Source organism: Streptomyces sp. NPDC048172, from assembly GCF_043202595.1.
GTDB lineage: Bacteria > Actinomycetota > Actinomycetes > Streptomycetales > Streptomycetaceae > Streptomyces.
The window spans coordinates 163,922-178,178 of record NZ_JBIDAT010000001.1 but is presented as its reverse complement, the minus strand read 5'-3'; the positions used below and the strand labels follow the sequence as shown (position 1 = coordinate 178,178).

The window sequence follows — 14,257 nt, the reverse complement described above, 5'->3', positions numbered from 1 at the left end:
CTAGGCGGGGAGCAGGCCGGTCAGCAGGGTGCGGACGAGGTCCGTGGCGAACTCCTCGACGGGCTGGGGCGGGGGCATGCCCTCCGTGGCGTCGTAGACGAAGGCGCGCTGCGAGCAGGCACCGAGCAGCAGGGCGGCGGCGGCGTCCGGGTCGGCGCCGGGGCGCAGCGCGCCCCGGTCGCGCTCGGCGCGCAGATAGCGGGCGAGCGCCTCCAGCGGGACGTGCGGGCCCTGGCCGAGTTCCCGTACGCCCTCGAAGTGGCGTTTCTTGAGGGTGGGTTCGGCGAAGAGCGAGGCCGTGATGGGGAGGCTCTGCTCGTAGAAGCGGACGGCGTGCTCGGCGACGCGCGTGAGGTTGTGCTCCACCCCGAGCTCGCCCGGGTCCTTGCTCAGCTCGTCGAGGAGCGGGTTGAGGCGGGGCAGCCGGTCCGTGAGGACGCGGACGTAGATCTCCTCCTTGCTCCGGTAGTGCTTGTAGAGCGCCGCCTCGGAGCAGCCCGCCTCGCGGGCGATCTCCTTGGTGGTGGTGCGGGCGAGACCGATCGTGCGCAGCAGGTGCTCGGCGGCGTCGATGATCCGTTCGCGGGTGGGACGCGTTGACTTCGGGGTGGGCATTCGCTCACCCTAAAGGTGAGTGAGCACTTACCCACCATCGGAGGTACGCGTCATGAGGTTCACGGTCTTCGGGGCGACCGGCGGCACAGGGCAGCAGCTCGTGACGCAGGCGCTCGACGCCGGGCACGAGGTCACGGCGGTCGTACGGAACCCGGACCGGCTGCCCGTACGGGAGCACGAGCGGCTGGAGGTCGTCGTCGCGGACGTCACCGACCCGGAGGCGCTGCGCCCGGCGGTCCGCGGGCGCGACGCGGCGCTCTCGGCGCTCGGCGCGCCCAACAACAAGGCCGCGGGGATCGCCTCCCGGGGCACCCGCGAGATCCTGCGCGCGCTCGACGCGGAGGGCGTGCGGCGCTACGTCGCGGTGAGCGCGCCCCCGGCCGGGGACCTGCCGGAGGGCGAGAGCCTGCTGTTCCGCGCGGTGATGTGGCCGCTGGTCGGGCGGATCTTCAAGGACGTCTACGCGGACCTGCGGATCATGGAGAGCGAGATCCGCGCGAGCGCGACGGAGTGGACGCTGGTCCACCCGCCCCGCCTCACGGACGACCCGCTGACGGGCTCGTACCAGACGAAGATCGGCGGCGCCGTCCCCCGCAGCCACACGGTCTGCCGCGCGGACGTGGCGCACGCCATCCTCGCCCTGGTCGACGACCCGGCGACGCTCAAGCAGGTGGTGGGCGTCGCGTCCTGACCGGCCTCAGCGCGCGGGCGTGAGCCGCACCGGCAGGCTGGCGTGACCGTTCGCGATGAACGACGGCAGGTGCGCGATCTCCCCGGGGGGTACGGCGAGGGCGAGGTCGGGGAAGCGCGCGAAGAGGGCGGGCAGCGCGGTGCGGGCCTCGATGCGGGCCAGCGGGGCGCCCAGGCAGAAGTGGACGCCGTGCCCGAAGGCGAGGTGTTCGGGGTCCTCGCGGCGGATGTCGAACACCGCGGCGTCCGGCCCGTGCCGGCGAGGGTCGCGGCCTACCGCGCCGAAGGTGGCGAGGATCGGCTCGCCCTTCCGGATGGTGAGGCGGCGGGTTCCCCCGCCGCCGGTCAGCTCGATGTCCTCGGTGGCGTAGCGCAGCGGGATGCTGGAGACGCTGGGCGCCCAGCGCAGGGTCTCCTCGATCACGTCCTCCCACGGCACCTCGCCGTTCCGCACCAGCGCGAGCTGGTCGGGGTGGGTGAGCAGCGCGTGCACCGCGTTGCCGATGAGGTTGACGGTGGTCTCGTGCCCCGCGCTCATGAGCAGCAGCAGGGTGGCCCGCAGTTCGGCCTCGGTGAGCCGGTCGCCGTCCTCGTCGCGGGTGGAGACCAGCATGGTGGCCAGGTCGTCGCCGGGGTGCTCGCGCTTGTGTGCGATCAGCCCGTCGAAGACCGACGCGATGTCCCGCATCGTCCGGTCCGCTTCCTCCGGCGTCGTGGTGGTGTCCATGATCCGCTCGACCAGGTCGGACAGGCCGGAGCGCGACTCCTCCGGTATGCCGAAGAGCCCGCAGATGACGAGCATCGGCAGCGGGAAGGCGTACGCGGTGCGCAGGTCGACGGTCTCCCCCGGCGGCACCTCGGCGAGCGCGTCCAGCATCGCCGCGGTGATGCGCTCGACCTCCTCGCGCATCGCCTCGGTGCGACGCCCTGTGAAGGCGGGGGCCACGAGCTTGCGCAGCCGCCGGTGCTCGACGCCGTACGAGGTGAGCATGTTGACCGGCGCCGTCCAGGGCTGGATCCAGCTGTCGTGGTGCTCGCCGCGCTGCCAGGCGGGCCAGTGCTGCCGGGGGTCGCGGGAGACGCGGGGGTCGGCGAGCAGCTTCTTCAGCAGGTCGAACTCGCTGACCGTCCAGGCCACGATGCCGCCCGGCAGCTCTACGCGGGCCGCGGGCCCCAGCTCGCGGAGGCGCTCCGCCTCTCCGTTGACGTCGCGTCCCGCGGGGTCGAGGACGAAGGGCTGCTCCATGGCGTGACTCCTGCCTGGTCGGGGGTGATCGGCGTGAAGCCGGCCGGAAGCTCGACGAGCCCCCGGTGGAAGGGCCCGTGGCGCCAGACCAGCTCGTCGTGCGGGACCGTGAGCTGGATGTCCGACAGCCAGGCCGTGAGGCGTTCGATCGCGGTCGTCGCGATGAGCAGCGCCGGGTTCTGCACCGGGCAGGCGTGCGGCCCGGCCGCCCACGCGAGATGCGCGCCGCCGCCGGAGCCGCCCGCGGCGGCGGACTCGCCGGGGGCCGTACGGCCGTGCTGGGTGCTGGCCGCGGCGTACGAGACGAGGACGAGCTGGCCCGCGCGGAGCCAGGTGCCGTGGAAGAAGACGTCCCGGGTGGGGAAGTGCGGCGACAGATTGGACATCGGGGAGTCGTTCCGCAGCACGTCGTGCAGGGCGTCGCGGGGCGTGAGGCCGCCGCTGGACAGGGTGCTGTAGTAGCGGTCGTCCGAGAGCATCCGGGCGAGCGCGTTGCCGATCAGGTGGGTGGTGGGGTTGTGGCCCGCGGCCATGGTCACCACGATCTCGGAGGCCAGCTCGTCGGGGCTCAGACCGGCCGGGTGGTCCATGAACCAGGAGGTGAGGTCCGCGCCCCGCCTCTCCCGCTTGGCCGCGATCAGCTCCCCGATGTAGGCGGAGAACGCCTCGTTCGCGGCGACGGCCTCCTCCGGCGTCGTGGCGTCCAGCATGCCGCAGAGCGCGGCCACCAGCCTGTCGCTGTAGGAGTCGGGCAGGCCGAAGAGGCGGTTGAACACCAGCACCGGCACCTTGCTCGCGTACTCGGCCATCAGATCGACCTCGCCGCGCGAGCTGAAGCGGGAGATCAGCTCCTCGGCGACCTGCCGGGTGTGCTCCCGCAGCTCGTGCGGGGCGATCAGGGAGAAGCTCTCGGTGATCACCTGCCGGTAGCGCCGGTGCGTCTCCCCGTCGTTGACCAGCGCGTTGGGACGCCAGCCCATCATCGGCAGGACGGGCGCGTCGGGCGGCACGGTCGCCTGCCAGGCCCGGGAGTCCTTGCTCCAGGTCTCCGGGTCGTGCAGCAGTTCCAGCGCCGCGCGGTAGTCGGTGACGAGCATCGCGCCGATCCCCGGGGCGATCTCGACCGGCGCGAGCGGACCGTACTCGCGCAGCCGGTCGTAGACGCTGTACGGGTCGGCGGCGAAGTCCGGCCCGTACAGCGCGACGACCTCGTGCGTCGGCGACGTGGGAACGGGCAGCGAGCCCGCCTCGGGGTGGCCGGAGGCAGGGGTACGGGGTCGGGGCGCGGTCACTCGGTCTCCTGGGGCGTGTGGGCGAGGACGTGGCCGACGAGGGCGATCAGCGCGTCGACCGACTGGTCGGTGTCGCGGGCGTCGCAGTGCACCAGGGGCGTGTCGGGGTGCAGGTCGAGATGGTCGCGGAGGGTCTCGGTGGCGTGCCGCGGGGAGTCGGGGAAGTGGTTGACGGCCACCGCGTAACGCAGCCCCGCCTCCTCGATCATGTCCATCACCTCGAAGGAGTCGGCCAGCCTCCGGGTGTCGGCCAGCACCAGGGCGCCCAGCGCGCCGCGGGCGATGTCCTGCCACAGGGGTCGGAAGCGCCGCTGGCCGGGTGTGCCGAAGAGGTAGAGGGTCAGATCGCCGGGGAGCGTACGGCGCCCGAAGTCGATGGCGACCGTGGTGGCCGCCTTCTCCCGGATCCCGGCGAGGTCGTCGACGAGCGCGCCGCTGCGCGTCATGACCTCCTCGGTGTGCAGGGGCCGGATCTCCGACAGCGACCGGATGAGAGTGGTCTTGCCGACACCGAACGGCCCGGCGACGAGCAGCTTCACCAGCGTCTGCCGGTCGTCCTCCAGATAGCCGGCGGGGGCGCCGCTAGGAGGACTTGAGAGTGCGGAGTCCATCGAGAACCTTCTCCAGAATCTCGCGTTCGGGGAGGCGGTGCGCGGGTACGGGCGGCCGGACACGCAGCAGACCGGCGTCCACGAGATCGGACACCAGGGCCTTCACCACGCTGACCGGCAGCCGCAGATGGGCGGCGGCCTCGGCCAGCGACAGGGACCCGGGGCGCAGCAGCTCCAGCAGCCGCCGCTCCTCCGGGCGCAGCCCCTCGGGACCGCCGGGACCGGCTCCCTCGGAGGAGGGGTCGGCGGGGTTGTGCAGCACGGACAGCCGGTCGAGCGTGTCGCGGCCGGGCCGTCCCCGTCCGGAGGCGGCCAGATAGGCCGGGACCAGCCGTCTGCTGCTCCGGCCGGCGCTCACGCCGATACGTCGTCGCGGGTCGGACTGTTCATGGCCTTCTCCCCCAGCGTCGCGACCTGCACCTGCATCTGATGGGTGACCACGCGCATGTTCACCTCGGGCGTGGCGAAGACGGTGAGACAGGTGTTCTCACCGGCGGGGATCGCGAAGACCCAGCCGCGGTCGGACTCGATGACGGTCTGGCGCAGCCGCACGTCCTCCTCGCCGCTGAACGCCGCCGACGTGGTGCGCGCCGCGCCCTGGAGGGCCGACATCATCGCCGCCACGCCCTCGGCGGCGTCCCGCTCCAGCCCCTCGGAGCGGCCCTCGACGAAGCCGTCGCCGGAGATGACGGCCGCGTGGGCGACGTGGGGCAGTTCCATCAGCGGGGCCAGCACCCAGGACATGTCCTCGGAGACCGGGCGACGGGTGGCGGGAGTCATGACGGGGTGTTCCCTTCCTGGTCGGTGTCGGGCCGGGAGGCGGCCTCGGCGCGGCCGGACTCGGTGCCCCGCTGGAAGTCGCCCCAGCGCTCGGCGCTGCGCTCGGCGTCGGCGTCCGTGTCCGTGTCGGCGTCCGTGGCCGTGGCCGTGGCCCCGTCCCCGGACGGGGATGTCCCGGTCCGGGGCTCCGTCTCAGGCTGCGGCTCCGACTCGGGCTGCGGCTGACGGCGTCGGCGCCGTGGAAGAGGGGCCTCCGCCGTGGGCACGGCGGTGTCCGGGGCGCCCGCGGCCTTCCTGGAAACCATCGTGGACGGAGCCGGGTCCTGGCCCTGGCCCTGGTCCTGGTCCTGGTTCGGACCCGGAGACCGGCGGGGCGCCGGTGTGCCGGAGACGGGCGTGGGCGTCATGGCGGACAGCGGGTGCTCCTCCTCGTCGAGCAGGACGAGCAGCGGCTCGCCGGGGATGTGCACGATGGCGCGGACGCCGCCGTACGGCGAGGTCTCCACATGGGCGCTGAAGCCGTACTGCCGTACGAGCTGGCCGATGGCGGCGAACCCGGACCTCACCGGGTCTCCCAGCTCGGTCAGCAGCGTCTGCTCCTGACCGGACATCAGCCGCCGGGCCCGGCGCAGCTCGTCCTCGTGCATACCGACCCCGGCGTCGTCCACGATCACCGTGGCGCCGCGGTTGCCCTGCTGGACGGTGACCGCCACCGGGAGGTCGGGGTGCGAGTGGTGCAGCGCGTTGGCCATCAGTTCGGTCAGCACGACCGCGACGGGCTCCACGGCCCGTGCCACCACGCCCACCGGGTCACGCAGGCGGCTGGTGACCTGGATGCGCTCGTACCCCTGGAGGCGGGAGGTGGCGCCGACGACGATGTCGGCGACATGCGAGTCCTGGCGGGTCAGCCCCGGCCACGCCCCGCACATCACGGCGGTGGCCTGGACGCGGCGCAGCGCCTGCTCGTTGAGGAAGTCCGCGGCGAGCAGATCCTGGACCAGCCGGGGGTCGTCGTGACGTTCCTGCATCTCCTGGAAGAGGGTCTGCAGCTGGTAGAGCAGCGACTGGATGGTCGTCGAGGTGCCGCGCATCGCGGCCTGTGCCGCGGCGTCGACGCGCAGCCGCTCCTTGTCGAGCATGTCGCCCGCGGTGTCCAGCACGGCGCCCAGCGCCTGGTCGAGCGTGCTCCCGGCGATCTGCGGCTCGGCCGGTCCCCGCACGGTCATGTGAGGGTGGGTGAGCGCCAGCGCCAGGTCGGGCAGCCGCGCGGAGGCCAGGTGCCGGATCTCGGCTTCGGGGACCGGGACGTACGCGGCCATCTCGTCGCGGTTCCGGGTGACGTTCCCGAGCTCGGTCCGTGCCGCCTCGGCCTGCGCTCTCAGACCGCGCAGTTCTTTCTGGGTACGGACCAGACGGAGCGCCATTCCTAGGGCGGCGGCGGTCCCCACGGAGAGGAACACGACCAGAGCCACCGGTATCTCGGTCATCTCAGTCCTTGATCAGCTGGAAGCTGGAATTCGACTCCCGCGCGAAGGCCGCACCCGGCGCAGACCGGAACACCGGTCAAATCACCGCTCACGCACATGAGTTGACCCCAGCCGACGCCCCAGCATCTCCTGCCACAGGAACATCACCATGGTGCCGCAGTCACCGCCGCACCACACCCCTATCCGGGGAGTCCGGGCAGCTTCCGTGGATTCCGCGGAGCCCGCGGAGGGCATCCGTCCGGCTTGTCCGTGTTCCGAGATGTCTCCCGACGCCGCCCTAGAGCGCGCAGCCCACCGTCACCGGCTCGTTCACCAGGGTCACGCCGAAGGCGGCGTGCACGCCGTCGCGGACCTCGCGGGCGAGCGCGAGGAGGTCGGCGGTGGTGGCCGAGCCGCGGTTGGTGAGGGCCAGGGTGTGCTTGGTCGAGATGCGGGCCGGGCCCTGGCCGTACCCCTTGGTGAAGCCCGCACGGTCGATCAGCCAGGCCGCCGAGGTCTTGGTGCGCCCCTCCCCCGCGGCGAAGGCGGGCGGGGCCGCGTCGGCGCCGAGGCGCTCGTGGACGCGCGCGGTGAAGGCCGCGAAGGCGGCGTCGTCCAGGATCGGGTTGGTGAAGAAGGACCCGGCCGACCAGGTGTCGTGGTCCTCCGGGTCGAGCACCATGCCCTTCCCGGCGCGCAGCTTGAGCACCGTCTCGCGCGCGGTGGCGGCGGGCACGCGCTCGCCGGTCTCGACGCCGAGGAGGCGCGCCGTCTCGGCGTACCGCAGCGGTGCCGAGAGCCCGCCCGCGTCCTCCAGTTCGAAGCGGACGCGCAGCACGACGTAGCGCGAGGGGTCGGCCTTGAAACGGCTGTGGCGGTACGAGAAGCCGCAGTCGGCGTTGGAGAGGGTCACGATCTCGCCGCCGCGCCGGTCGTACGCGACGACCTCGGTGAGCGTGGCGGAGACCTCCTGGCCGTACGCGCCGACGTTCTGCACCGGCGTCGCGCCCGCGGAGCCGGGGATTCCGGCCAGGCACTCGATGCCCGCGAGGCCCGCCTCGACGGTACGGGCGACGGCCTCCGACCAGTTCTCGCCCGCGGCCAGCTCCAGGCGGGTGCCGTCCAGCGCGAAGCCGCGGGTGGCGATGCGGACGACGGTGCCCTCGAAGCCCTCGTCGGCGATGACGAGGTTGCTGCCGCCCGCGAGGAGCAGCAGCGGGGTGCCGCTCTCGTCGGCCTCGCGGACCGCCCGGACCACCTCGTCGTCGGTGGTGGCGGTGACCAGGCGCGCGGCGGGGCCGCCGAGCCGGAAGGTGGTGAGCGGGGCGAGGGGGACGCCGTTCTCTGCGTGAAGTTCCTGCACGAGCACAAGCGTACGGGCCCGTACGCGTGGCACGTACGGGCCCGGTGGGGCGGTGTCCCCGTCCGGTCAGACGCCGACCGGGGTACGCGTGCCCGGGCCGGACGGCGTGGTTCCGGTGCCGTCCCCGGTCTCCCCGGTCTCCCCGGTCCCGACGGTCGTCTCGGCCGTCCCGGCCGTCTCGCTGTGCGCGGACGCGGACGCGGAGGCGGCGGCCGAGCCGACGCCGCGCGGGATGAGTACGGCCGCGAGCGCGCCCAGTGCGATCGCCGCCGTGCCCGCCCAGACCGCGGGCCGCAGCCCGTCGACGAACGCCTGCGGGGTCTCGTAGCCGCCCCGGGACGCGAAGACCGCCGAGAGGACGGCCACGCCGAGGGCGCCGCCCAGCTCGCGCACCGCGTTGTTGGCGCCGGAGGCGATGCCCTGCTCGGCGGAGCGCACGCTGGACATCACGACGTTCGCGGCGGGCGCGAAGTACATGGCCATGCCGATGCCGCTGATGATGAAGGCGGGCAGGTACGGGCCGTAGGAGAAGTCGGCGGAGAGCAGCGCCGCGATCCAGCCCATGCCGACCGCCTGGAGCGCCAGTCCGGCGGCGACGACGGGACCGCCGCCGATCCGGTCGGACAGGAGCCCCGCGAGCGGCGCGACGATCAGCGACATGCCGGTCCAGGGCAGCATCCGTATCCCGGCCTCGGTGGGCGAGTAGCCGCCGACGCCCTGGAGGAACTGGCTCAGCAGGAAGACCGAGCCGAACATCCCGACGAACATCAGCAGGCTCGCCGCGTTGACCGTGCTGAACGCACGGCTCCGGAAGAGCCGCATCGGCAGCATCGGGTGCGCCGCGCGCATCTCGTACGCGACGAAGGCCACCAGCAGCACGCCGCCGCCGATGAGCGAGGTGAGGACGGTGCCGCTGGTCCAGCCGTCAGGGTTGCCGCGGACCAGGCCGTAGACGACGCCGAAGAGCGAGACGCTGGCCAGGGCCGTGCCGGGCAGATCGAGCCTGCTGCCCGCGCTGCGGCTCTCGTCGAGGCGCAGCAGGACGAGCGGGATGACGATCAGGCCGATCGGGACGTTCAGCCAGAAGATCCAGTGCCAGGAGATGTGTTCGGTCAGGGCGCCGCCGACCAGGGGGCCGGTGGCGACGGCTATCCCCTGCACCGCGCCCCAGACGCCGAGCGCGGCCCCGCGCCGGGCCGCGGGTACGGCCCCGGTCAGCAGCGTCAGGCTCAGCGGCATGAGGATCGCGGCGCCGACGCCCTGCACGGCGCGGGCCGCGACCAGCGCGTCGATGCCGTCCGAGAGCGCGGCGGCGGCCGAGGCAGCGGTGAAGATGCCGAGCCCGAGCGCGAAGATCCGCCGCCGCCCGAACCGGTCGCCGAGCGCCGCACCGGTCATGAGCAGGACGGCGAACGTGAGCGTGTACGCGCTCACCGTCCACTCCAGGTCCTCCAGGCCGCCGCCGAGGTCCTCGCGGATGTTGGGCAGCGCGGTGGTGACGACGAGGTTGTCGAGCGCGCCCATGAAGCTGGCGACGCTGGTGATGACAAGGGCCCAGACGGCTGTGCCGCGCCGGGCGGTGGATTGCTGTGTCATGGTCTTCCCCTGATTTAGTAATTGACCACTAACTTGCGCGGACACAGAAACGCCCCGGCGGTCGGCGGGCGGGCCGGAGCACCGGCCCACGCGCCTACGCGCCGGGGCCGGGGTCTTCCTCAGCATCGGGGTCCGTGCTGCGGGCCCAGGTGCCGAGGTGGGACATCCCGACGCACGAGACGTCGGGCTTGAGGTCGAACTGGTCCCAGACCCGGTGCCCCTCCGGGAAGCCCAGCGACGCGAGCACGTTGATGAGCATCCCGTAGGCGAAGAACTCGGTCGTCTCGGCCTGGTCGGCACCGAGCGCCAGGTGCGTGCCGTCCCACAGCTCGGACCAGATCGCGCGGACGGTCTCGCCGAACTCGTGGTCGCCCTCGACCTCGGCCGAGGCGACCGCGACGTACACCTGCATCTGGAGGAGCAGCTTCTCGGGGTCTTCGAGCAGCTTCTTGTACGCCTCCGCCATCGCCATGTGGGCCTCTTCGGGCGAGGCCCCGCTCACGGCCTCCGCCATGGCGCGGCGCACCTCCTCCATGCAGCGGGTGGCCGCCGCGAGGAAGAGCTCCTGCTTGTTCTTGAACAGCCGGAAGAGATAGGGCTGCGAGACGCCCACGCGCCGGGCGATCGCCTCGGTGGACGTGCCCCTGTACCCCCCGCGGGCGAACTCCGTGATCGCCGCGCGGATGACGCTCTCGCGCCGCTCCTCCGCACTCATCCTGACCATGCGGCTAAGTTATTGGCCAATCACTAACTCTGTCAAGGCGAGTAAGGGGCGCCCCGCAATGGAGGGCGCCCCTTACCGAAATCCCTGGGTCCGTGCCTCAGGCCAGCCGGACGACCGCCCGGGACATGCCCAGCACCTTCTGGCCCGCACTGGTCGCGGTCAGGTCCACACGGACCGTCCGCTCGTCGTCGTCCAGCTTGGCGGCGACCTTCGCGGAGACCGCGATCTCCGCGCCCCGGTCGTCGTCGGGGACCACGACGGGCTTGGTGAACCGCACCCCGTACTCCATGACGGCGCCCGGGTCCCCGGCCCAGTCGGTCACGACCCGGATCGCCTCGGCCATGGTGAACATGCCGTGCGCGATGACGTCCGGGAGGCCGACCTCCTTGGCGAACCGTTCGTTCCAGTGGATGGGGTTGAAGTCCCCCGACGCGCCCGCGTACCGCACGAGCGCCGCGCGGTCCACGGGGAAGGTGCCGGCCGGGAGCTCGGTGCCGACCTCGACGTCCGCGTAAGCGACCTTGGCTGCCATCTGCGTCACTCCCCTTCCGCCGCGCGGACGACCAGCTTGGTGTGCACGGTCACCACGAGCTCGCCGTGCGCGTCGTGAACCTCGCCACGTACGTCCAGGATGTCGTTCCCCGCGAGGGACTTGATCGACTCGATGGTGGAGGTCACGGAGAGCAGATCGCCCGCGCGCACCGGGCGCGCGTAGGCGAACTTCTGGTCGCCGTGCACCATGCGGCTGTAGTCGAGACCGAGCTGCGGGTCCTGGACCACGCGCGCCGCCTCACCGAAGGTGATCGTGAAGACGAAAGTCGGCGGAGCGATCACATCAGGATGACCGAGGGCCTTCGCCTCGTCCTGATCCAGATATGCGGGATTGGTGTCCCCGATGGCTTCCGCGAATTCGCGGATCTTCTCCCTCCCGACCTCGTAGGGACGGGTGGGCGGATAGGTCCGCCCGGTGAAGGACTGGTCGAGCGCCATCGACGGCACCTCCTGCGGAAGCGTTGGCGGGCTGGAAGCCGGACACGAAGGGTGCCGCACGGAACCAGAGCCGCGCTCGACCCGGTGACCCGGCGGTGCCCAAACAGCATGAGGCCGACCCCGGCTTACGGGGGCGGCCTCATGGCAGAGATGACGTCAGCGCGTCTCGCGGTGCAGCGTGTGCTTGCCGTCGCGCGGACAGAACTTCTTCATCTCCATCCTGTCCGGGTTGTTGCGCCGGTTCTTCTTCGTGATGTAGTTCCGCTCCTTGCACTCCACGCAGGCCAGCGTGATCTTCGGGCGGACGTCTGTGGCAGCCACGTGAGTGCTCCTTGACGAACGGATGGGCTATAACGCAAAAATAGTAGCCGATCGGAGGACCGACCCCACAACCGGCTACTGTCGGTGAAGTAGCGGTGACCGGACTTGAACCGGTGACACAGCGATTATGAGCCGCTTGCTCTACCGACTGAGCTACACCGCCACGATGCGGCGACCTCCGCCAGGTGACGAAAGATCTCTCACATCAGAGCCCCAAAACGGAATCGAACCGTTGACCTTCTCCTTACCATGGAGACGCTCTGCCGACTGAGCTATTGGGGCGAGCGGTGAAGACATTACACGCCTGGCCGCCAAAGGTGAAATCCGTATTGGCGGCGCCCGTGCCCCCCGGTCGGCACCCGCCTCCACCGTGCCCCAACCGGCTCTCGCACCACACCAGTACGACTATTCGCCTCCTCCCCGACCGTACACAGCGCTCCCCCTACGCTCGACACACTCGACGCGAGCGTGGGAGCCCGATGACCGACAGTGAGCCTCAGGAGCCGGGGAAGCGCGCGCGGGATTCCCGCGACCCCACGGCGCCGCGCTCCCTCGTGCTGTGCGGCGCCCGGCTCGCCGACGGCCGCACCGTGGACGTCCGGCTCGTCGGCGACCGTATCGAGGCCGTCGGCACCGCGGGCAGCCTCTCCGCCCCGCACGAGACGGGGCGCGTGGACCTCTCCGGTTACCTGCTGCTCCCCGCGCCCGCCGAGCCGCACGCGCACTACGACACCGCCCTCACCGCCGAGCCCACGGGCCCCGGGCAGCCCCCGTGCCCGCCGTCGGAGGACGTGCAGCGGCGTACGACGGAGGCCGCGCTCCTCCAACTCGGCCAGGGCGCCACGGCGTTGCGCACCCATGTGCACATCGGCGCCGTCGCGGGGCTTCGCGCGCTGGAGGCCGTGCTCCAGGCGCGCCGTTCGCTGCGCGGGCTCGCCGATCTGACGACCGTCGCCGTGCCCCGGCTGCTCACCGGGGTGGCGGGCGCCGAGGGGCTCGCCATGCTGCGGGACGCGGTCAAGATGGGCGCGACCGCCGTCGGCGGCTGCCCCGACCTGGACCCGGACCCGGGCGGGTACGCCGACGCGGTGCTCGCCGTCGCCGCCGAACACGGCTGCGCCGTCGACCTGCACACCGACGGCGACGACCCCGCGCGCCTCGCCCGGCTCGCCGCCGCGGCGGGCGGGCTGCGCCCCGGCGTCACCCTCGGCCCCTGCTCCGGGCTCGCCCGGCTGCCGCACCAGGTCGCGCTGCGCACCGCCGACCAGCTCGCCGCCGCCGGGGTCACGGTCGTCAGCCTGCCGCAGGGCAACTGCGGTGTCCTGGAACGCCCTTCGCCGGGCACACCCTCGCGCGTCGCGCCCGTACGGCTGCTGGCCGCCTCCGGCGTCTCGGTCGCGGCCGGCTCCGGCGCGCTGCGGGACGCCTCGAACCCGGTCGGCAGGGGCGACCCGCTGGAGGCCGCGTACCTGCTCGCCTCCCACGGCGAGGCCCGCCCGGAGGCCGCCTACGGGGCCGTCAGCGCCCGTGCGCGCGCCGCCATGGGCCTGCCCGAGGTCCGCGTCGAGGCGGGCTTCCCGGCCGAGCTGCTCGCCGTACGGGGCACGGAGGTCGCGGGGGCGCTCTCGCTGGCGTACAGCCGGATCGTCGTGCACCGGGGACGGGTCGTCGCGCGGACGAGCGCGGTGCGCGAGTTCTGCGACACGACCGCCTCGCCCGCCGATCTCGGGCTGCCACGCCAGTCACAGGGGTGACGCCGCCACGGGACGCCCGCCGGGGCGTACGGTCGGGGGCATGCGCACAGTAATCGCTGGTGGACACGGTCAGATCGCGCTGCGGCTGGAGCGGCTGCTCGCCGGGCGCGGGGACGGGGCGGCGGGCATCATCCGGCGCCCGGAGCAGGCGGGCGACCTGCTCGCCGCGGGTGCCGAACCCGTCGTCTGCGACCTCGAATCGGCCTCGGTCGACGAGGTCGCCCGGCATCTGGAGGGGGCCGACGCGGCCGTCTTCGCGGCGGGCGCGGGGCCGGGCAGCGGGGTCGCGCGCAAGGAGACCGTCGACCGCGACGCGGCCGTGCTCCTCGCCGACGCCGCCGAGCGGGCCGGGGTCCGCCGCTTCCTCATCGTCTCGTCCATGGGCGCGAACGCCGGGCTGGAGGGGACACCGGACGGCATGGACCCGGTCTTCGCCTCGTACCTGCGCGCGAAGGGCGCGGCGGACGACGCCGTACGGGCGCGGGCGGGGCTCGACTGGACGGTCCTGCGCCCGGGACGGCTCACCGACGACCACGGCACGGGCCTGGTCCGGCTGGCGGAGAGGACGGGCCGCGCGGACGTCACCCGGGACGACGTCGCCGCCGTCCTCGTCGCGCTCCTCGACGAGCCGCGCACGGCGGGCCTGACGCTGGAGCTGGTGGGCGGCGAGACCCCGATCCCGCAGGCGGTCGCGGCAGTGGCCGGCTGACGCCACGCCACGCCACGCCCCGGCACCGGACGCACGACGCGCCCCCGCCCCGGCTCGTGCCGGGGCGGGGGCGCGGCCGTTCCGGCCCGCGGGCTATCCG

General features: G+C 72.9%; 16 protein-coding genes and 2 tRNA genes. 3 read left to right on the top strand and 15 right to left on the bottom strand.

Translation table 11 applies throughout. The annotated features are described in order from the left end of the window. Complete coding sequence (locus ACGF3A_RS00825) at positions 1–615, bottom strand: TetR/AcrR family transcriptional regulator (RefSeq protein ID WP_393724397.1); 615 nt, start codon at positions 613–615, stop codon at positions 1–3. Between the two features lie 52 nt (positions 616–667). Between ACGF3A_RS00825 and ACGF3A_RS00820 the strand changes: the two genes are divergently transcribed. Beyond that, positions 668–1,306 carry an NAD(P)-dependent oxidoreductase gene (locus ACGF3A_RS00820; protein WP_393724395.1) on the top strand — a complete coding sequence of 213 codons (639 nt, stop codon included), beginning with the start codon at positions 668–670 and terminating at the stop codon, positions 1,304–1,306. Positions 1,307–1,312: 6 nt separating this feature from the next. On the opposite strand, the gene ACGF3A_RS00815 is transcribed toward ACGF3A_RS00820, so the two are convergent. The 14 genes from ACGF3A_RS00815 to ACGF3A_RS00750 all read right to left on the bottom strand — a co-directional run bounded on the left by ACGF3A_RS00815 (position 1,313) and on the right by ACGF3A_RS00750 (position 11,976). Continuing rightward, on the bottom strand, positions 1,313–2,551 hold the full coding sequence (locus ACGF3A_RS00815; protein ID WP_393724393.1) for a cytochrome P450: 1,239 nt from the start codon (positions 2,549–2,551) through the stop codon (positions 1,313–1,315). Continuing rightward, complete coding sequence (locus ACGF3A_RS00810; protein ID WP_393724391.1) at positions 2,461–3,843, bottom strand: cytochrome P450; 1,383 nt, start codon at positions 3,841–3,843, stop codon at positions 2,461–2,463. Before ACGF3A_RS00810 ends, ACGF3A_RS00815 begins: the two co-directional genes overlap by 91 nt. Next, positions 3,840–4,454: an ATP/GTP-binding protein gene (locus ACGF3A_RS00805; protein ID WP_393724389.1), complete on the bottom strand. Its 615-nt coding sequence runs from the start codon at positions 4,452–4,454 to the stop codon at positions 3,840–3,842. Before ACGF3A_RS00805 ends, ACGF3A_RS00810 begins: the two co-directional genes overlap by 4 nt. Then, positions 4,426–4,812 carry a DUF742 domain-containing protein gene (locus tag ACGF3A_RS00800; protein ID WP_393724387.1) on the bottom strand — a complete coding sequence of 129 codons (387 nt, stop codon included), beginning with the start codon at positions 4,810–4,812 and terminating at the stop codon, positions 4,426–4,428. The genes ACGF3A_RS00805 and ACGF3A_RS00800 overlap by 29 nt, the downstream gene beginning before the upstream one ends. Further along, positions 4,809–5,234, bottom strand: coding sequence for a roadblock/LC7 domain-containing protein (locus tag ACGF3A_RS00795; protein WP_393724385.1), 426 nt, complete (start codon positions 5,232–5,234; stop codon positions 4,809–4,811). The genes ACGF3A_RS00800 and ACGF3A_RS00795 overlap by 4 nt, the downstream gene beginning before the upstream one ends. After that, a complete protein-coding gene (locus ACGF3A_RS00790) occupies positions 5,231–6,721 on the bottom strand; it encodes an ATP-binding protein (protein ID WP_393724383.1) in 1,491 nt (496 codons plus the stop codon). The genes ACGF3A_RS00795 and ACGF3A_RS00790 overlap by 4 nt, the downstream gene beginning before the upstream one ends. A gap of 277 nt (positions 6,722–6,998) precedes the next feature. After that, complete coding sequence (locus ACGF3A_RS00785; protein ID WP_393724382.1) at positions 6,999–8,063, bottom strand: UDP-N-acetylmuramate dehydrogenase; 1,065 nt, start codon at positions 8,061–8,063, stop codon at positions 6,999–7,001. Positions 8,064–8,129: 66 nt separating this feature from the next. Further along, the gene (locus tag ACGF3A_RS00780; protein WP_393724380.1) at positions 8,130–9,659 is read right to left on the bottom strand and encodes a DHA2 family efflux MFS transporter permease subunit; all 1,530 of its coding nucleotides are present in this window, start codon (positions 9,657–9,659) and stop codon (positions 8,130–8,132) included. 94 nt (positions 9,660–9,753) lie between these two features. After that, positions 9,754–10,383, bottom strand: coding sequence for a TetR/AcrR family transcriptional regulator (locus ACGF3A_RS00775; RefSeq protein WP_393724378.1), 630 nt, complete (start codon positions 10,381–10,383; stop codon positions 9,754–9,756). A gap of 97 nt (positions 10,384–10,480) precedes the next feature. Continuing rightward, entirely contained in the window at positions 10,481–10,915 is a 435-nt protein-coding gene (locus ACGF3A_RS00770) for a MaoC family dehydratase (RefSeq protein ID WP_393724376.1), read from the bottom strand. A gap of 5 nt (positions 10,916–10,920) precedes the next feature. Next, on the bottom strand, positions 10,921–11,373 hold the full coding sequence (locus ACGF3A_RS00765; RefSeq protein ID WP_393724374.1) for a MaoC family dehydratase N-terminal domain-containing protein: 453 nt from the start codon (positions 11,371–11,373) through the stop codon (positions 10,921–10,923). 156 nt (positions 11,374–11,529) lie between these two features. Next, positions 11,530–11,694: a 50S ribosomal protein L33 gene (gene rpmG, locus ACGF3A_RS00760; protein ID WP_393724372.1), complete on the bottom strand. Its 165-nt coding sequence runs from the start codon at positions 11,692–11,694 to the stop codon at positions 11,530–11,532. Positions 11,695–11,784: 90 nt separating this feature from the next. Continuing rightward, a tRNA-Met gene (locus tag ACGF3A_RS00755) sits at positions 11,785–11,857 on the bottom strand. Positions 11,858–11,903: 46 nt separating this feature from the next. Continuing rightward, positions 11,904–11,976 (bottom strand) — tRNA-Thr (locus ACGF3A_RS00750). Positions 11,977–12,173: 197 nt separating this feature from the next. Between ACGF3A_RS00750 and ACGF3A_RS00745 the strand changes: the two genes are divergently transcribed. Together ACGF3A_RS00745 and ACGF3A_RS00740 are read left to right on the top strand one after the other, a co-directional pair. Next, positions 12,174–13,448: an amidohydrolase family protein gene (locus tag ACGF3A_RS00745; RefSeq protein WP_393724370.1), complete on the top strand. Its 1,275-nt coding sequence runs from the start codon at positions 12,174–12,176 to the stop codon at positions 13,446–13,448. A 40-nt stretch (positions 13,449–13,488) separates the two neighbouring features. Continuing rightward, on the top strand, positions 13,489–14,157 hold the full coding sequence (locus ACGF3A_RS00740; protein ID WP_393724368.1) for an NAD(P)H-binding protein: 669 nt from the start codon (positions 13,489–13,491) through the stop codon (positions 14,155–14,157). Positions 14,158–14,257 lie beyond the last annotated feature (100 nt).